13 protein-coding genes are annotated in these 18,855 nt (G+C 70.1%); 8 read left to right on the plus strand and 5 right to left on the minus strand.

Translation table 11 applies throughout. The annotated features are described in order from the left end of the window. The first annotated feature begins 31 nt into the window (after window positions 1–31). Entirely contained in the window at window positions 32–1,882 is a 1,851-nt protein-coding gene (locus tag H4N58_RS16045; RefSeq protein WP_167005440.1) for a sensor domain-containing protein, read from the plus strand. 97 nt (window positions 1,883–1,979) lie between these two features. On the opposite strand, the gene sucD is transcribed toward H4N58_RS16045, so the two are convergent. Together sucD and sucC are read right to left on the minus strand one after the other, a co-directional pair. Further along, window positions 1,980–2,873, minus strand: coding sequence for a succinate--CoA ligase subunit alpha (gene sucD / locus H4N58_RS16050; protein ID WP_167005443.1), 894 nt, complete (start codon window positions 2,871–2,873; stop codon window positions 1,980–1,982). Between the two features lie 14 nt (window positions 2,874–2,887). After that, window positions 2,888–4,051, minus strand: a complete 1,164-nt coding sequence (sucC, locus tag H4N58_RS16055) for an ADP-forming succinate--CoA ligase subunit beta (protein WP_167251661.1) — start codon at window positions 4,049–4,051, stop codon at window positions 2,888–2,890. A 105-nt stretch (window positions 4,052–4,156) separates the two neighbouring features. Between sucC and H4N58_RS16060 the strand changes: the two genes are divergently transcribed. Beyond that, entirely contained in the window at window positions 4,157–5,059 is a 903-nt protein-coding gene (locus H4N58_RS16060; RefSeq protein WP_167005449.1) for an alpha/beta fold hydrolase, read from the plus strand. A 169-nt stretch (window positions 5,060–5,228) separates the two neighbouring features. Next, window positions 5,229–6,584, plus strand: a complete 1,356-nt coding sequence (locus tag H4N58_RS16065) for a M23 family metallopeptidase (RefSeq protein ID WP_208322940.1) — start codon at window positions 5,229–5,231, stop codon at window positions 6,582–6,584. A 271-nt stretch (window positions 6,585–6,855) separates the two neighbouring features. On the opposite strand, the gene pcrA is transcribed toward H4N58_RS16065, so the two are convergent. Continuing rightward, window positions 6,856–9,273, minus strand: a complete 2,418-nt coding sequence (pcrA, locus tag H4N58_RS16070) for a DNA helicase PcrA (RefSeq protein ID WP_167251660.1) — start codon at window positions 9,271–9,273, stop codon at window positions 6,856–6,858. Between the two features lie 116 nt (window positions 9,274–9,389). Here pcrA and H4N58_RS16075 point away from each other — a divergent pair, with 116 nt between their 5' ends. From H4N58_RS16075 to H4N58_RS16085, 3 genes are all read left to right on the plus strand, one after another. After that, a complete protein-coding gene (locus H4N58_RS16075) occupies window positions 9,390–9,779 on the plus strand; it encodes a GntR family transcriptional regulator (RefSeq protein ID WP_243843026.1) in 390 nt (129 codons plus the stop codon). 76 nt (window positions 9,780–9,855) lie between these two features. Next, window positions 9,856–10,836 carry an ATP-binding cassette domain-containing protein gene (locus H4N58_RS16080; protein ID WP_167251659.1) on the plus strand — a complete coding sequence of 327 codons (981 nt, stop codon included), beginning with the start codon at window positions 9,856–9,858 and terminating at the stop codon, window positions 10,834–10,836. Beyond that, complete coding sequence (locus H4N58_RS16085; RefSeq protein ID WP_167005457.1) at window positions 10,833–11,633, plus strand: ABC transporter permease; 801 nt, start codon at window positions 10,833–10,835, stop codon at window positions 11,631–11,633. Before H4N58_RS16080 ends, H4N58_RS16085 begins: the two co-directional genes overlap by 4 nt. Window positions 11,634–11,645: 12 nt before the next feature. On the opposite strand, the gene H4N58_RS16090 is transcribed toward H4N58_RS16085, so the two are convergent. Both H4N58_RS16090 and zwf read right to left on the minus strand, forming a co-directional pair. After that, window positions 11,646–14,819, minus strand: a complete 3,174-nt coding sequence (locus H4N58_RS16090; protein WP_167005460.1) for a BTAD domain-containing putative transcriptional regulator — start codon at window positions 14,817–14,819, stop codon at window positions 11,646–11,648. 25 nt (window positions 14,820–14,844) lie between these two features. After that, window positions 14,845–16,275, minus strand: a complete 1,431-nt coding sequence (gene zwf, locus H4N58_RS16095; RefSeq protein WP_167005463.1) for a glucose-6-phosphate dehydrogenase — start codon at window positions 16,273–16,275, stop codon at window positions 14,845–14,847. Window positions 16,276–16,390: 115 nt separating this feature from the next. Between zwf and H4N58_RS16100 the strand changes: the two genes are divergently transcribed. Beyond that, window positions 16,391–17,518, plus strand: coding sequence for a ferredoxin reductase (locus H4N58_RS16100; protein ID WP_208322432.1), 1,128 nt, complete (start codon window positions 16,391–16,393; stop codon window positions 17,516–17,518). 53 nt (window positions 17,519–17,571) lie between these two features. Then, a complete protein-coding gene (locus tag H4N58_RS16105) occupies window positions 17,572–18,855 on the plus strand; it encodes a fatty acid desaturase (RefSeq protein ID WP_167005465.1) in 1,284 nt (427 codons plus the stop codon).

Genomic DNA, 18,855 nt, shown 5'->3' on the forward strand with positions numbered 1-18,855 from the left:
CCCGACCCGCAACCGTAGGGAGACCCGAGTCATGCCGAAGGTGGATGAGTTCGACACCTTCTACGACTCCACCAGCCGGTACGTGACGCACCTCACGTACGCCGAGTGTGGTGACCGTTCCGTCACGGCCGAAGCTGTCGCGGAGGCGTACGAGAAGGCCTGGCGGGGCTGGGCGAAGCAGCGCGCCCGTGACCCGCTGTCATACGTGCGCGGCGAGGCCTTCCGCCAGGCCCGCCTCGCGCGGGGAACGCGCCCGTGGCGGCGGCGCCACGAGGACGACAGCGACCTCGCGCTGATCGAGGCCCTGCAGGAGCTCGGCAGCCGTCCGCGGCGCCTGATCATCCTGCAGACGCTCGGTGAGCTCGACCTGTCGGCCGCCGCCCGTGACGTCGGCATCAGTGACAGCGAGGCTGTCGCAGAGACCCAGCACGCGGTGACCGAGCTCGAGCAGGCGCTGAGCCAGAGCATCGGCCAGGTCGAGAGTCGCCTGCTGGGCCTGTCAGAGGTCTCCGAGCAGATCATGCTCCCCAGTCCGTCCCGGGTGCGTTACAAGGCACGCGGCCGCAGCCGTCGCCACACGCTCGTCGCCGTCGCCGCCGCGTGCGTCGGCGTCATCGCCTCGGGTCTGATCGTCACGCCGACTGCACCGCTCAGCCAGGCCGAGGCACAGGAGCGCAACCGGGTGGGCGAACGCCCGGTGAGCAGCGCCCGCCCCGGCGACGCCGTGACCGCCAAATCCCTGATGAACGCGACCGAGGCCAGCCGGATCGACCCGTCCCACGACTGGACCACCGTGTCCACGACCTCCGACGAGGCGACGGACGACGAGCTCACCGCCGACACCGCCGATCGCGCCTCGGACGCAGGCGATCCGCTGACGGCGTGCACGCCACGCCGGTTTGCGACGGACGACCCGCGCAAGACCTTCGTCCGTGAGTTCGAGGCGTACGGAGAGCCCGAGCTCGCCATCCAGGCGCTCGAGATCGCCCGCAGCACCGAGTCGGCGCAGGCGGCGTTCAAGCGACGCCTCCAGTGGTACGCCGACTGCTCCGTCCCCCGGGTTCAGATGGCGAGCGCGGCGACGATCGCCGGTGCTTCCTCACCGGTCACGATCCTGCGTCTGCGCGAGTTCGGCTCGCCTTCCCGTACGCTCACCGTCGGCTTCATCCAGGCCGGCGTCGTCAACTCGGTGCTGGTGCACCGTACGGACGGCGCGGCGCCCTCGGTCGCCGCGTTCGGCTCGGCGCTCGTCGAGAGCATGCGGCTGTCCTGCGCCGCCTCCGGCGGGCCGTGCACGACGTCGACGAAGGTCGCGGGCGCCCCGCTCCCCCGTACGTCCTCCAACCCTGGCTTCCTGGCCGCGGTCGACCTGCCGCCGGTCGGTCGCCAGACCAAGCCGTGGGGCGGGACGGAGCCCGAGCCCCCGAGCCCCAACCCTGCGGCCACGATGTGCGACCGGGCCAGCTTCATGGGCCCCGCCGTCGCGAAGTCCCGTGCGCGCGTCTACGTCGTCCCCAACGACAAGGCTGTCCCGAAGCAGTTCGGCATCGGCCAGGCGATCGCGACGTTCCGTTCACCGCGTCAGGCGGCCACGTTCGTCAAGCGGCTCGAGCAGCGCATCGCCAAGTGCGAGGACCGCAACAAGGCGGCCACGGTCGTCACGGGCAACGCCGTCAAGGGCTCCGGCTACAGCGGCAAGACGTGGCGGATGACCTTCGAGACCGGTCGCAAGTCGACGATCAGCTACCGCCTCGCACTCGTCCGTCGCGGAGCCACGGTGACCGAGGTCGCCCAGTCCGGCACCAAGCGCGCCGACCTGAGCGCGGGCCAGTTCAACCTCGTCGCCGACCGCGCCGCCCAGCGCCTCGCCTACTGGCGCTGACCAGCGCTAAGGGCGGCTCGCACCACCCGGCACACGCGAAGGCGCCCCGACCCTGCTGGGTCGGGGCGCCTCGTACGCTGCGCTGGCGCGCCTCAGGTCAGAGCGACTTGAGGATCTCGCGCATGAGCTCGGCGGTCTCGGACGGCGTCTTGCCGACCTTGACACCGGCGGCCTCGAGGGCCTCCTTCTTAGCCTCGGCCGTGCCGGAGGAGCCGGAGACGATGGCGCCGGCGTGGCCCATGGTCTTGCCCTCGGGTGCCGTGAAGCCCGCCACGTAGCCGACGACCGGCTTCGTTACGTGCTCCTTGATGTAGGCCGCGGCCCGCTCCTCGGCGTCGCCACCGATCTCGCCGATCATGACGATCGCCTTGGTCTCGGGGTCGTTCTCGAACGCCTCGAGCGCATCGATGTGCGTCGTCCCGACGATCGGGTCGCCGCCGATGCCGATGGCGGTCGAGAAGCCGTGGTCCGACAGCTCGTACATCATCTGGTAGGTCAGCGTGCCCGACTTCGACACGAGGCCGATCGGGCCCTTGCCCGCGATGGTGTGCGGCGTGATGCCGGCCAGCGACTCCTCCGGCGTGATGATGCCGGGGCAGTTCGGGCCGATCATGCGGGTCTGCTTGCCCTGCAGGTACGACCAGACCTCGGCCGTGTCCTGGACCGGGACGCCCTCGGTGATGACGACGAGCAGGCCGATGCCGGCGTCGATCGCCTCGATGCAGGCGTCCTTGGTGAAGGCCGGCGGCACGAACACGACCGACACGTCGGCGCCGGTCTCGGCCATCGCCTCCTTGACGGTGCCGAAGACGGGAAGCTCGACCTCAGCGCCGTCCTTCTTGTGCGTCACGGTGGTGCCGGCCTTGCGCGCGTTGACACCGCCGACGATCTGCGAACCCGCGTCGATCATCAGAGCGGTGTGCTTGGCACCCATGCCGCCCGTGATGCCCTGGACGATGATCTTCGAGTCCTTGTTCAGGTAGATGGACATGTCCTCGTCCCCTCTCAGGCGTTCGCCAGCTCGGCGGCCTTGTCGGCCGCGCCGTCCATGGTGTCGACGAGGGTGACCAGCGGGTGGTTGCGCTCGTTGAGGATCTGCCGGCCGAGCTCGACGTTGTTGCCGTCGAGGCGGACGACGAGCGGCTTGGTAGCCGCGTCGCCGAGCAGGTCCAGCGCGCCCACGATGCCGTTGGCCACCTCGTCACAGGCGGTGATGCCGCCGAAGACGTTGACGAAGACGGACTTCACATCGGGATCGCCGAGGATCACGTCGAGTCCGTTCGCCATCACCTGGGCGTTCGCGCCGCCACCGATGTCGAGGAAGTTGGCCGGCTTCACGCCGCCGTGCGCCTCACCGGCGTACGCGACGACGTCGAGCGTCGACATGACCAGACCCGCGCCGTTGCCGATGATGCCGACCTGGCCCTCGAGCTTGACGTAGTTGAGGTTGAGCTCGTTGGCCTTCGCCTCGAGCGGGTTCTCCGCGCTCTTGTCGACGAACGCCTCGTGCTCGGGGTGACGGAACTCGGCGTTCTCGTCGAGCGAGACCTTGCCGTCGAGTGCCTCGAGCGTGTCGCCCGCGAGCTTCGCCAGTGGGTTGACCTCGACGAGCGTGGCGTCCTCCTCGACGAAGACCTTCCAGAGGGCCTCGATCATGGTGACGGCCTGCTCGAAGACCGGCTCCGGGAACCCGGCCTCGGTCGCGATCGCGCGTGCCTTCTCAGCGTCGACGCCGGTGCCCGGGTCGATCGGGATCTGCTTGACGGCATCGGGGTTGGTCTTGGCGACCTCCTCGATCTCGACACCACCCTCGACCGACGCGATGCAGAGGTACTGCCGGTTCGCACGGTCGAGCAGGAAGGAGAAGTAGTACTCGTCCTCGATGCTGGCAGCGGGCGCGATCAGGACACGGTTGACCGTGAGGCCCTTGATCTCCATGCCGAGGATGTCGCTCGCGCGGTCGAAGGCGTCCTGGGGCGTGGGCGCGAACTTGACGCCACCCGCCTTGCCACGGCCGCCGGCCTTGACCTGGGCCTTGACGACGACTGCGCCACCCAGATCTTCGGCGCCCTTGCGCGCCTCTTCGGGGGTGTTCGCCACGACGCCGAGCGTCACGGGAACCCCGTGCTTGGCGAAGAGCTCCTTCGCTTGGTACTCCATCAGATCCACGGTGATGCCGTCCTTTGGTACAGGTACGCTGCCGTACAACCTTCGCGACTTTAGTCCCGTGAGCCTCGTCACAGCCGGACGGGGTGCGCGGACTAGGATCCGAGCATGGCCGGTGACAGCGCTCCCCTCAGTGTGCCTTCCGCAGGGGTGACCCTCGCGGTGAGGCGGACGGGCACCCGTACGGGGCCCACCGTCGTGCTCGTCCACGGCTACCCCGACAACCACCACGTGTGGGACAAGGTCGTGCCCCTGCTCGACGACCTCGACGTCGTCACGTACGACGTCCGCGGCGCGGGCGCGTCGACGGCGCCGGCCGACCGCGACGGCTACCGGGTCGAGCGGCTGATCGACGACCTGGTCGCCGTCCTCGACGCCGTACGGCCGGACGGCGGCCCCGTCCACCTCGTCGGGCACGACTGGGGCTCGGTGCAGCTGTGGGCGGCTGTGTTCGCCTCCGGCTCCGACGAGCGGCTGCGAGGTCGCATCGCCTCGTACGTGTCGATCAGCGGCCCCGATCTGCGCCTGTACGGGGCGTTCCTGCGCGACGCGTTCTCCCGGAGGCGCTTCGGGGTGCTGGCCGAGCAGCTCGCGAAGTCCTGGTACATCGCGGCCTTCCAGGTCCCGCTCGTCCCCGAGCTCGTCATGCGCCGCGCGACGCGGTCGGTCCGCCGGGTGCTCGTACGGTCGCAGGGCCTCGACGACGCGCACTGGTCAGGCTCGCTGGCGCGTGATGGCGCGAACGGCGTCAACCTCTACCGCGCGAACGCCTTCCGCGCGCTGCGGACCCCGGCGCCGGCGTCGACGACGGTTCCGGTCACGCTCGTCGTCCCGCTGCGCGACGCCTTTCTCTCCCCCGCCCTGTACGAAGACCTCCCCCGCGCCGTCGACTACCTCCAGCGCCGCGAGGTCGACGCAGGCCACTGGATGCCGTGGACGGAGCCCGCACTGGTCGCGGAGGTCGTACGAGAACGCATTTCCTCCCCTGATGCTGCGCGGACAGCCCAGTGAGGCCGGGTTCACACGTTTACGGCGCTCGGCCCGCCATGACAGCGATCGAGAGGACAACCTTGACCAACTGTCCAAGATGCTGGACAGTGGTCGGGTTGTCACTCTTCGGTAACGGGGGCGCTTCCGCTAGTGTCGACAGCCGTCAGTCCACTACTGGAGGTTCCGTTTCGTGACGTCGCGCCCCGCCCCCAAGCGCCGCGCCGAGAAGCCCAAGAAGGGCGGCTCGCGATCGTCAGACTCCAGCGCTGGCACGGCATCGAGCTCGCCCGGCCGCAGGGTCGCCGGCAAGACCGCCCCACCGACAGGTGAAGCGACGCGGTCACCTCAGATCACTCCGACGCCCCTCCCGCCCTCACCGGCCGAGACGACGCTGATCCGGACCGAGATCACCGCGGTCCACACCGAGGTCGCCGCGCATACCGAGGTCAGCCGACCGCTGACCGCCCTTCCCCCGGCGGAAGCAGCCCCGGCTCCGGCCCCGTCCTCCGCCCAGCAGTCCACGCCCCACCCCCCTGCTTCGTCCGCGACACCGTCGCGATCCGCCGGTGGCCGCCGCGCCGCCCGGCCCGCCGCCAAGACGATGGCGAGCGCCCCACGTGAGAGCGCCCCTCGTACCGCGTCCCCCAGCTCGTCCCCTGCCGGCCCGCCTCCGCCGACCCGCGGCAAGCGCGTGGCCGAGCTCCCCCCGATCCCGGGCGACGCCACCGCGCAGATCGACGCGGTCAGCGACCACACGACCGTCACTGAGCGTCGCTCCGGTGAGATGCGCAGCGCCCGTCGCGCGACCCCTCCCGGGTCTCGTTCGTCGCGGGCCCGCACCGGCAAGTCCCGTCGCCTCCCGACTCCTGCCCTCATCGGCGCCGCAGCGCTCGTCATCGCCGGCATCGGCGCGGTCGCGGTCTCGTCGGCCAAGCCGCCTGTGATGGAGACCGCCGACTTCCAGGCGCTCTCCGCCGACGTGAGCGGCTCGTCCGCCAAGAGGTACGACCCCAACAACGTCGACGTCACCCGCGACTTCGACCGCGCACTCCTCGACAAGCAGGCCGAGCAGCAGGCCGCTCAGCTCTCCGCCTCGCTTGCGGCGCTCGCCGACCGGACCGAGGCACGCTCGCAGCAGATCAAGAAGAACCAGTGGGTTCTCCCGCTCACCGGCTACCGCCTGACAGCACGCTTCGGCCAGTCCAGCTCGCTGTGGTCCACCGTCCACACCGGGCTCGACTTCGCCGCGCCGTCCGGCACACCGCTCGTCGCGGTGGCACGCGGCACGATCACGAGCACCGGGTACGACGGCGCGTACGGCAACAAGACCGTGCTGACGCTCGAGGACGGTACGGAGATCTGGTACTGCCACCAGTCGTCGGTCAAGGTCAGCTCCGGCACCAAGGTCGATCCGGGCACCGTGATCGGCTACGTCGGCTCCACCGGCAACACGACGGGCCCCCACCTCCACCTCGAGGTGCGCCCGGCCGGCGGATCGCCCATCGACCCGCTGGCCTCGCTCCGCGCGCACAACGTCAACCCCTGACCCCGGGTCACTCCCTGCGGGTGCCGGGTCACTCCCTGCGGGTGCCGGGTCACTCCCTGCGGGTGCCGGGTCACTCCCTGCGGGTGCCGGGTCACTCCCTGCGGGTGCCGGGTCACTCCCTGCGGGTGCCGGGTCACTCCCTGCGGGTGCCGGGTCACTCCCTGCGGGTGCCGGGTCACTCTCTGCGGGTGCGGCGAGCCGTCTGGCGCCAGACACCGACCCGGCAGCGCCCGACAGCGACCCGGGGGCGCCAGAAAGTGACCCGGGAAGGTTAGATCTTTTCGACCGGCGCGTAGCGCAGCAGCAGGCGCTTCACGCCCTCCGACCCGAAGTCGACCGAGGCCACCGCGCGGTCGCCGGCCCCCTCGAGCGCGACCACCGTGCCCAGACCGAAGGCGTCGTGCGAGACACGGTCGCCGGGCGCCAGGCTCGGGACGTCACGCTTCTCCTTGCTCGCCCGAGCAGCGCTGGCGGCGCGGATCGGCGTCGTGGTCCGGCGAGGCAGGTAGCCACCCGACCAGGTCGTCGTGTCGGACTCGGTGCGCTTCCAGTCGACGAGCTCGGCAGGAATCTCGTCGAGGAACCGCGACGGTGGGTTGTGGGACGGGGCGCCCCACGCGGAGCGTACGAGGGCGCGTGTCACGTAGAGGCGCTCCTCGGCGCGGGTGAGACCGACGTACGCGATCCGGCGCTCCTCCTCCATCTCCTTGGGGTCGCCCATCGATCGCATGTGCGGGAAGACGGACTCCTCGAGACCGGTGAGGAAGACGACGGGGAACTCCAGGCCCTTGGCCGAGTGCAGGGTCATGAGCGTGACCATGCCCTCGCCCGAGTCGGGGATCGAGTCGGCGTCCGCGACCAGCGCTACGCGCTCGAGGAAGGCCGCCACCGATCCCGGGGCGAGCACCTCGTCGTCGAGGGGCTCGTCCTCGGTCTCGATCGGCGCGTCGGCCAGCGTGGCCGCGTCCGAGACGAACTCGCGCGCGACGGCCACGAGCTCAGAGAGGTTCTCGACGCGGGCCTCGTCCTGCGGATCGGTGCTGTTCTCGAGCTCGTCGAGGTAGCCCGACCGTGCGAGCGTCGCCTCGAGCACGGCGTCGACGGGTTCGCCCGAGGCCGCCAGCTCCTGCAGCCCCTTCATGGTCTCGACGAAGGCGTTGATCTGCTTCAACGAGCGGGTCGCGATGCCGGGCGCCTCCTCGGCCCGCTGCAACGCCTCCCAGAAGGTGATCCGCAGACGATCGGCATACGCACCGACGACGGCCTCGGCCCGCTCGCCGATGCCACGCTTGGGAGTGTTGAGGATGCGGCGCAGCGACACGGCATCAGCCGGGTTGACGAGGGCCCTCAGGTAGGCGATCGCGTCCTTGACCTCCTTGCGCTCGTAGAAGCGCACGCCCCCGACGACGCGGTAGGGCATGCCGACGCGGATGAACACCTCCTCGAACACACGCGACTGCGCGTTGGTCCGGTAGAACACGGCGACCTCGCCGGGCTTCGCGAGACCCTCGTCGGTCAGGCGGTCGACCTCGTCGGCGACGAACTGCGCCTCGGCGTGCTCGTCGTCCGCGACGTAGCCGACGATCAGCTCGCCCTTGCCCTGGGCTGACCAGAGATTCTTCTTCTTGCGGCCTTCGTTGCGCGCGATGACGGAGTTGGCCGCGTCGAGGATCGACTGGGTCGAGCGGTAGTTCTGCTCGAGCAGGATCGTCGTCGCCGTCGGGAAGTCGGCCTCGAACTCGAGGATGTTGCGGATGTTGGCCCCGCGGAACGCATAGATCGACTGGTCGGAGTCACCGACGACGAGAAGATCGGTATCAGGCTCGGTGCACAGCTCGCGAATCAGGACGTACTGGGCGTGGTTGGTGTCCTGGTACTCGTCGACCAGCACGTGCCGGAACCGGCGCCGATAGACGTCGGCGACGTCGGGGAACGCCTGGAACAGGTGGACCGTCGTCATGATCAGGTCGTCGAAGTCCATCGCGTTGGAGGCCCGCAGTCGCTCCTGGTAGGCCGTGTAGGCCCGCGCATACGCCCGTTCGGTGTCGTTGTGCGCCTTGGAGGCGGCCTGCTCGTGGTCGACGAGCTCGTTCTTGAAGTTCGAGACCCAGTTGAGGACGCCACGCGGCGGGAAGCGCTTGGGGTCGAGCTCGAGGTCTCGGCACACCTGCGTCATCAGCCGCTTTGAGTCGGCGGCGTCGTAGATCGTGAAGGTCGACGTGTAGCCGAGGCGCTGGGCCTCCTTGCGGAGGATCCGCACGCATGCGGAGTGGAACGTGCTCACCCACATCAGCCTCGAGCGCCCGCCGACGTACTCCTCGACGCGCTTGCGCATCTCGGCTGCGGCCTTGTTGGTGAAGGTGATCGCGAGGATCGAGCCGGGATGCACGCGGTGCTGGGAGATCATCCACGCGATACGGCGGGTGAGCACGCGGGTCTTGCCCGAGCCTGCGCCGGCGACGACCAGCAGGGGCCCACCGGTATGGGTCACCGCCGCGCGCTGGGGCTCGTTGAGCCCGGCCAGCAGGCGATCGGCGTCAGCCTGGCGGCGCGCCTCGATCTCCTCGTCGCTCGGGCGGTCGTGACCGCCGCCTCCTCCGGTGTCGGAGAAGGCATGGGACGTACGGAGGTCGCCAGAGCGTCGCTCGGACGGCATCCGGTCGGGGGGCACGGGGAACGAGAGGCTCATCGGGTCCCAGCCTACGGGTGCCCTCGGACATCGGCGGAGGCCGTTCATCACCTGTGGAGACCAGGTCCGAACTATTCTGGGGGTGCGGGTAGTTCGCCACCCAGAGGGAGCCAGACGTGAGTACCACCGTCGACCCTGCATCGCGTATGCAGATCGTGGTCGACCACGACGCCACCGAACCGCCGTACGAGCAGGTCCGGCGACAGGTCGCGGCCCAGGCCGCCGACGGCACGCTGGGCCCTGGGGCCCGCATCCCGACCGTACGCGCGCTCGCGGACACTCTCGGCCTGGCAGTCAACACGGTGGCAAAGGCATATCGCGTGCTCGAGGCCGAGGGCGTTGTGGAGACGCTCGGACGCCGCGGGACGTTCATCCGGTCCCGCACGCTCACCCCCGACGCATCGGAGGCCGCGGGCACGGCCGCCGACGCCTACGTGGCTCAGCTGCGCCGCCTCGGCCTCGCCCGCAGCGAGGCGATCCGGCTGATCGAGGACCGCTGGCCCTGATCGGCGCACGCCGGGCCGCCCGACGTGGTGCGCGGACTGACAGCGACTTGACAGCGCTTCCCCGCACCGTGGAGGCATGAATCACGCCATCCATGCCGAAGGGCTCACGAAGCGCTTCGGAGACACCCAGGCCCTTGACGGTGTCGACCTCACTGTCCCGGAGGGGACCGTTCTCGGCGTACTCGGACCGAACGGCGCCGGCAAGACGACGGCCGTCCGCGTCCTCGCGACGCTGCTGCGCGCCGACAGCGGGCACGCGACGGTCGCCGGGTACGACGTGGCGCGTCAGCCGGGCGAGGTCCGCCGCGCGATCGGTCTGACCGGGCAGTACGCCTCGGTGGACCAGGCCTTGACGGCCCGCGAGAACCTCGTGCTCGTCGGGCGTCTCCTCGATCTCCCCCGCCGCAGCGCCGTACGACGTGCCGCCGAGCTTCTCGAGCAGTTCGGCCTCACCGGCGCCGCCGACCGCCGCGCCGTGACGTACTCGGGCGGCATGCGCCGCCGCCTCGATCTCGCGGCCAGTCTTGTCGGCAGGCCCCAGGTGATCTTCCTCGACGAACCGACGACCGGCCTCGACCCCAGCAAGCGCGACGACATGTGGAACGTCGTACGAGGCCTCACCGAGGCGGGAACCACGGTCCTTCTGACCACCCAGTACCTCGAGGAGGCCGACGCCCTCGCCGACCGGATCTCCGTCATCGACCACGGCCGCGTGATAGCGGAGGGGACGCCGCACGAGCTCAAGGCGCTGGTCGGCGGCCGGACGCTCCAGGTCCGCCCGTCCGACCCGGACCGCCTCGCCGAGGTGGCCGCCCTGCTGCACCGTGTCGCCGACCGCCCGGTCGACGAGCCGCAGCTCGGCACGATCGGCGTTCCGGTGGAGGACGACGCCGTGCTCACCACGGTGGTGCGCGCGCTCGACGAGCGCGGCATCGCCGTCACCGAGCTCACCCTCACGCTCCCCGACCTCGACGAGGTCTTCTTCGCCCTCACCGGCAGGTCCACGTCTCCCGACACCTCCGTCCTCCCTTCTGACGACAAGGAGCTGGTCCGATGAGCACCCCCATCGCGGTCCCTGCCCGTACGGAGTCGGCGGCGTTTCCGCTGGTCCGTCACAGCGCAGCGCTGGCCGGGCGGGCGCTGAAGAAGATGCGCCGGACGCCAGAGCAGTTCTTCGACGTGACGTTCCAGCCGATCCTCATGATCGTCGTGTTCGTCTACCTGTTCGGAGGGGCGATCTCGGGGTCGACCCAGGACTATCTCCAGTTCGTCCTGCCGGGCCTGATGGCGCAGTCGGTGCTCCTCAGCACGGTCTCGATCGGAGTCAACCTCAACACCGACATCAAGGAGGGGGTGTTCGACCGCTTCCGGTCGCTGCCGATCCCCCGCGCCGCCCCGCTGGTCGGCGCGGTCGCGGCCGAGGGCGTGCGGTACGCGACGTCGATCGCGGTGACCCTCGGCTTCGGGTACGCGATCGGCTACCGGGCGACCACGAACGTATGGTCCGTCCTCGGCGGCTGCGCGCTCGTGCTGCTCGTCGCCTGGGCCCTGTGCTGGATCGCGGTCTTCCTCGGCATGGTGCTGCGCGAGGCGGGCTCGGTGCAGGGCATCGGGTTCCTCGTGCTCTTCCCGCTCACCTTCGGCTCCAGCATGTTCGTCGACCCCGAGACGATGCCGAGCTGGCTCCAGGCCTGGGTCGACCTGAACCCGGTGACCCACCTGACGGACTCCGTACGAGGTCTGTTCACCGGCGGCGCGGAGGCGGGTGACGTCACAATCACGGTCGTGATGGCGGTCGCGATCACCGCCGTGTTCGCGCCGTTGGCCGTACGGGCCTACCGCCGCAAGGCCTGAGCGTCCTTCGGCTCACTCCGGCAGGGCGAGGTCGAGGGCGTCGTCGCGTGAGAGCGCGGCGCCCTCGGCGAACGCCGCTTCGTAACGATCGTGGCCGAGAGCGGCGATCAGCTCCGGGGCGAGCCTGGCCGCAGTGACGTTGCCGAGGTCCTCGGCGCCACGGATCTGACGCGCCGCACCAAGCTGGCGTGCGGCGAGCTCGTGGCGTCCGCCGTGCGCGGTGAGCACCGCCGCCGCTGTCGCCACGATCGCAGCGATCGGCATGTCGTGCGAGCGCCGGGCTTCTGCGGCAGCGCGACCGAGCCACGTGCGTGAGAGAGCCTCGTCGTACGGCAGGACCGCGATCACCGCGGTGCTGAGGACGATCGCGCGGAACTGCGGGGCCTGGAACGGTACGGCGTCGACCTGGGCGACCAACGTGGTCGCGAGGCGCCGCGCGGTCTCAGGGTCCCCGCCGCAGCGCTCGAGCTCCACCTGAGCCACGCGCGCGTACAGCTCGGTGTCGCGATAGCCCGCCCGTCTCGCCTCCTGCGCGGCATCCTCCAGCTCGCGCCGGAGCGCTTCCACCTCGTCGGGCGCGTGCGCGAGGATGAGCGACAGGGCGGCTCGGCGCGTCCGAAGCTGGAGCGCGTCGCGGTCCGCGCCGAGCGCACTCATCAGTGCGGCGGCCGCGTGCAGGTGAGTTCGCGCGTCGCCGAAGCGTCCCGCACGCTCGTACGCCGAAGCGACGGTGGACTCCCCCATCGCCTGCCCCCAGCGGTCGCCGACCTCACGGAACCCGTCGAGCGCGTCGGCGAGGTCGTCGTGGTCACCGGCGGTGGCGGCGCCGGCATTGTCCTGCCAGGCGAGCCTGAGAAACCGCGTGGCCGAGCGCACCCACGGGTCCGGGTGCTCGAGCCCTGCGGACAGGTCGACGCCGCCCACGTCGCACCTGCCCGCATCCGCACCGGACCCGAACCGCGCGAACAGATCGTCCGTGAGCAGGATGAGGGTGATGGTCGGCGACTCGCGGTCCAGCTCCGGGTCGCGCCGCAGCTCAGCGATCCGCTCCGACAGAGCGACGCGGTCGCTCGTCGGCGCCGGCTCGTCCAGCACGGCGACGAGACGCATCGCCACGCACACCAGCTCCGGCGTGGCCGGCAACGTCCCGTGCATCGCGAGCACGCGACCGGCGAGCTCGGCGATCTCGTCGTGCTGGCCGCGCAGCGAGAAGTACCACGCGAGGTCGGCCGTGAGCCAGGCCGCAGACTCGCCGTCCCCGGTGTCGACGGCGTACGCCAACGCGGTGAGGAGGTTGCCGCGCTCGTCGTCGAGGACCGCGAGCGCGTCGAGCTGGTCGGCCCGGCGCAGCTGCGGCTCCAGGTCGTGGGCGAGGCGGCGGAAGTACGCGAGGTGGTCACGCCGGACGCCGTCGGCCACGCCGCGTTCCACGAGGCGGTCGGCGCCGTACTCCCGCAGCGTCTCCAGCATCCGGAACCGCGGTTCGCCGAGGTTGTCCGCGACGGGGGTAAGGAGCGACTTGTCGGCGAGGGCCGTGAGCAGGTCGAGGGCGCTGGCCGCATCTGTCCCGGCGATCGCGGCCGCGGCAGGGACGGAGATGCCTGCAGGGAAGACCGCAAGCCGTTCGGCGAGCCTGCGCTCGTCCTCGTCGAGGAGGTCCCAGCTCCACTCGACGACCGCCCGCAACGTCCGGTGCCGGGGCAGTGCCGTACGGCTTCCGCCGGTGAGCAGCCGGAACCGGTCGCCGAGTCTTGCGGCGATCTGCGGCGCGGTGAGGCTGCGCAGCCGGGCGGCAGCGAGCTCGAGCGCGAGCGGCTGCCCGTCGAGGCGTCGGCAGATCTCGAGCGCCGCCGGCAGCGTCGCGTCGTCGAGCACGAACCCCGGGCACGCCGCCTGCGCGCGCTGGACGAACAGGTCGACCGCGCTGTGCTCCAGCGCCTCGCGTGGAGTGGACTCGCCCCCGGGGACGTCGAGCGAGACCACCGGGAGCACGACCTCGCCCAGCAGGTCGAGCGGCTCTCGGCTGGTCGCGATCACCCGCAGCTCCGGCAACGCCTGGAGGAGGACCTCCACGATGACAGCGACGTCCGCGACGAGGTGCTCGCAGTTGTCGGCGACAAGCACCACGCGCCGTCCCGCCAACGCCTCGACCAGACGCGTGCGGTCGTCACCGCGCCGCTCGGTCGGCCGGTCGAGCACGACCACCTCGCGGAGGTCGAGCGCACCGACCAGGGCGTCGAGGATGTCGGCAGGATCGGTCACGGAGGCGAGTTCGACCATCCAGGTGCCGTCGGGGTAGGCCGAGGCGATCCCTGTCGCCGTCTCGACCGCGAGGCGGGTCTTGCCGGCTCCCCCGGGCCCGACGAGGGTGACGAGGCGGTGCGACGCAACGAGCTGCGCGAGCTCGGCGACAGCCGCGTCACGTCCGACGAAGCTGGTCAAGGCGGTCCGCAGGTTCGTCCGTACGCGGGTCGCCGCCGGCGCAGGCCCGGTGACGTCGCCGGCGAGCATGGCGCGATGGAGCTCCCGTGCCGCAGGGGACGGGTCCAGCCCCAGGTCGTCGACCAGACCGGTACGCATCCGCTCGTACGCCGCGAGCGCGTCGGCGGTGCGGCCGGTCGCGGCGAGCACCCGCATGAGCGCCGTCCAGAGCCGCTCCCGGTACGGGTGGGCGTCGACGAGCGCCGTCAGCTCGGCGACGACGCCCGCCGCGTCGTACCGACCGCTCGTGACCTCCGACTCGAGACTCTCCTCGTGGACGGCGAGCCTGCGCTCTTCGAGCGCGGCCGCCGCCGGGCCTGCGAACGGCACGTCCTCGAGCCCTTCGAGCGCACGCCCGGTCCACACCGCCAGCGCCTCGCGCCCCCGCCCTGCACGGGCGAGACGATCGAACCGGTAGGCGTCGACGTCCTCCGCGACCACGGCGAGGCGATAGCCCGTCCCGTTCGAGGCCAGTGCGCCCTCCGGCAGCCGGGCCCGGGCGCGCGAGACGACGGACTGCAGCGCGTTGTGCGCGTGGCGTGGAGGCGTGTCGCCCCAGAGGTCGTCGACGAGGACCTGCGTCGCGACCGGGTGGGGCGCTGCGAGGGCGAGCCGGGCGACGAGCGCGCGGTTGCGCGGCCCCCCGAGATCGACCCGCTCACCGTCGAGGACGACCGTGACCGGGCCGAGAAGCTGAACCTGCACGAGGTCCATCCTGCACCCGGCGCCGTTAGACCTTCTTCTCCCGCCAGGGCCGCTCGAACGGCAACCGCCACGCGTGCGGCGCGATCAGCTGGTGGATCGCGTTCGGTCCCCAGGACCCGGCCGGATAGACCCGTACGGGCGGCGGGTGGTCGAGCAGCTGCTGCGAGAGGCCCCACAGCCGCTCAATGCCGTCGGCGGTGGTGAACAGCGTGTGGTCGCCGCGCATCGCGTCGTAGATCAGCCGCTCGTACGCCTCGAGCGCCGACACCGCGCCCGGATCCTCGTGGAACGAGAACTGCATCGAGTACTTGTCCATGCGCATCCCGTGCCCGGGCTTCTTGCCGTAGAACGACAGCGACAGCCGGGCACGATCAGCGAGGTCGAACGTCAGGTGGTCCGGGCCCTGCGCGCCGACGCCCGACCCCTCGGGGAACATGCTCTTCGGCGGCTCGCGGAACGCGATCGAGATGATCCGCGCGCCCTCGGCGAGCTTCTTGCCCGTACGGAGGTAGAACGGCACGCCGGCCCACCGCCAGTTGTCGATCCAGCAGCGCAGCGCGATGAACGTCTCGGTGTCGGAGTCGTCGAAGACGTCGGGCTCCTCGCGGTAACCGGCGTACTGACCGCGGACGACGTCGGCGGGCTCGATCGGCAGCATCGAACGGAAGACTTTGTTCTTCTCCTCCGTGATCGCGTAAGGGGCGAGCGCGGTCGGCGGCTCCATCGCGACGAAGCCCAGCACCTGGAAGAGGTGCGTGACGACCATGTCCTTGTAGGCGCCCGTCTGCTCGTAGAAGCCGATGCGCCCGCCCAGGCCGAGGGTCTCGGGCACGTCGATCTGGACGTGGTCGATGTGGTTGCGGTTCCAGATGGGCTCGAAGAGTCCGTTGGCGAAGCGGAAGGCGAGGATGTTCTGCGCCGCTTCCTTGCCCAGGAAGTGGTCGATGCGGAAGATCTGGTCCTCGCGGAACACCTCGTGCAGGGCGGCGTTGAGACGACGCGCCGACGCCAGGTCAGTGCCGAACGGCTTCTCCATGATGATCCGCGAGCGTGCCGCCAGGCCCGCCTCGTCGATCTCGTGGACGACCGCCAGCGCCGCCTTGGGAGGCACGCTCAGGTAGTGCAGGAGCTGCGGCTGCCCTCCGACCTCGGCCTCCGCCCGGTGGACGACCGTCGCGAGCGTGTCCGCGCCACCGTCGCCGGGCGCCCAGCGCAGCAGGGCCGCGAAGTCGGCCCACGCCTCATCCGTCGGCGAGGGCTTGCTGAACTCATCGACGGCGTCACGGGCGAGCGTACGGAACTTGTCGAGGTCCATCTCGTCGAGAGAGGTGCCGACGATCCGCGCGTTCGGGAGCAGGCCAGCCTGCCAGAGGTGGAGCAGCCCCGGGAGCAGCTTGCGGCGTGCGAGGTCCCCGGTCGCCCCGAAGAGCACGATGACGTACGGCTGCGACTCCATGCGGTTCAGCGTAGTGCGACAGGACGCCGGTGGTGGGGCGAGCCTGACGGGCACAGTGATCTGGCTCACAGTCGTGCCGCCTTGCACCCACAACCTACGGTTGCGTAGGTTGTGGGTGCACAGACGTTCACTCAACCCGTACGGAGCGTTCATGGGAATCGTCCGCAAGGCACTCGCCTCGCGACCGGTCGCCGCCTTCACCTCCCCCCACACGGTCGACCACTACCTCGACCAGGTGCACCCCATGCTGGCCGTCCACCACGTGCGCGCTCGCGTCGTCGAGGTGATCCGCGAGACCGGTGTCGCGAGCACGGTCGTGCTGCGGCCCAATGGCACGTGGCGGGGTTTCAAGCCCGGGCAGCACGTCGAGTTCGGCGTGGAGGTCGACGGCAAGCGCCGCGTCCGGGTGTTCTCGGTGTCGAGCTCGACACAGCGCAAGGACGGCCTCTTCAGCGTCTCCGTTAAGGCGCACCCCGACGGCTACGTCTCCCAGTACCTCCACCACGAGCTCTGCCCGCGCACGCTCGTCCACCTCTCGCAGGCCGACGGCGACTTCGTCCTCCCCGACAGCGTCCCCGACGACCTGCTGCTCCTGTCCGGCGGCAGCGGCATCACGCCGGTGATGTCGATGCTGCGCACCCTGCGCGACACCGGCCATCGCGGCCGGGTCACGTTCTTGCACTACGCCCGCAGCCGGGACGACGAGATGTTCTCCGACGAGCTCGACGAGCTCGACACCTCGCTCGACTTCGCGACGGTCGTCCGCATCTACACCCGCGAGCCCGTCGAGGGCGCCGAGCTCGCCGGCCGCTTCACCGTCGAGCACCTCAAGCACCTCGGCGTCGACGCCGCGAGCACGCTGTCGTACGTCTGCGGCCCGGCCGGCCTCATCGCCACGGTTCGCGACGCGTACGACGAGCTGGACGCCGCCGACCAGCTGCGGATGGAGTACTTCAAGGTCCCCACCGTCGACCTCGCCGCCGCCGACGCCACCGGCACCCTCACCTTCGAGGACTCCGGCATCGCCGCCGACAACTCCGGCACGACCATCCTCGAGCAGGCGGAAGCCGCGGGACTGAAACCCGCGTACGGCTGCCGCATGGGCGTCTGCAACACCTGCGCCCTCAAGAAGAACCACGGCGCCGTACGCCACGTCATCAGCGGCGAGATCACGGCCAGCACCGACGAGACCATCAAGATCTGCGTCCAAGTCCCTGTCGGCGACGTCAACGTCGCCCTCTGATTTCGACCCTTCGACAGGCTCAGGACGAACAAGCTCAATCACCGGAGGAGAGCATGTCCCACTACCGCAAGAAGCACGCGCCGATCGAGCCGCTCAGCGCGTCGAACCACAACAAGGCGCCCGTCCCGCTCGTTGGCGAGGACACCACCACGCGCGCGACGATCGGCCTCGACCTCATGACGTACGAGCAGCTCGAGGAGTTCGGCCAGGAGCTCGATACGGTCCGCCAGCGGGTCCTCGACGACCTCGGCCAGAAGGACGCCAACTACATCCGGCGCGTCATGAAGGCTCAGCGGATCTTCGACGTGCTCGGCCGGATCGGCATCTTCATGCCGTTCTTCCCGCCGGTGTTCGTCGTCGGAATCCTCTGCCTCGGCATCTCCAAGATCCTCGAGAACATGGAGATCGGGCACAACGTGATGCACGGCCAGTACGACTGGATGAACGATCCGGTCGTCGACGGCAAGAAGTATGAGTGGGACAACGTGGCGCCCGCTGAGGACTGGAAGCACGGCCACAACTACATCCACCACACGTACACGAACATCCACGGCATGGACCGGGACATCGGCTACAACATGTTCCGGATCGACGAGGAGCAGCCGTGGTACCCGAGCCACCGCTTCAACCTGCCGCTGGCGACCATGCTGATGCTCTTCTTCGAGTGGGGTGTGATGTACCACGGCATCGAGCTGGACGAGTACCTCGGCGGACGCATGAGCAAGTCCGAGTTCAAGGCCCGTAAGAAGCGCGCCTGGCAGAAGGTCCGCCGCCAGGTCGTCAAGGACTACGTCGCGTTCCCGCTGGCCTCGGTCGCGCTGGTGCCGTTCACCTCGTGGTGGGTGCCGCTCGCGGTCCTGGGCGGCAACGTCGTCGCCAACATCATCCGCAACATCTGGACGTTCATCATCATCTTCTGCGGCCACTTCCCCGCGGAGGTCGAGACCTTCAGGGAGGAAGACGCGCTCAACGAGACCCGCGGCCAGTGGTACCTGCGCCAGCTCCTGGGCTCGGCCAACATCACCGGCACCCCGGTCTTCCACGTGCTGACGGGCAACCTGTCGTACCAGATCGAGCACCATCTCTTCCCCGACATCCCGGCCCGCCGCTACCCGGAGGTCGCGAAGGACGTGCACCGTCTGGTCGAGAAGTACGGGCTGCGCTACAACACCGGCCGCCTCTCGAAGCAGATCGGCAGCGTCGCGATCCAGCTGGCCGCGCTCGGCAAGAAGCCGTCCGACCCGTACAAGGTCGGCAACTCTCCGGAGTCGAAGGCACTTCGCCGCGAGAAGCGTGAGGCCGAGAAGGCTGCCCGCGAGGCGATGGCGAACGCCTGA

The sequence above is a fragment of the Mumia sp. ZJ1417 genome (genome assembly GCF_014127285.1).
Classification (GTDB): Bacteria; Actinomycetota; Actinomycetes; order Propionibacteriales; family Nocardioidaceae; genus Mumia.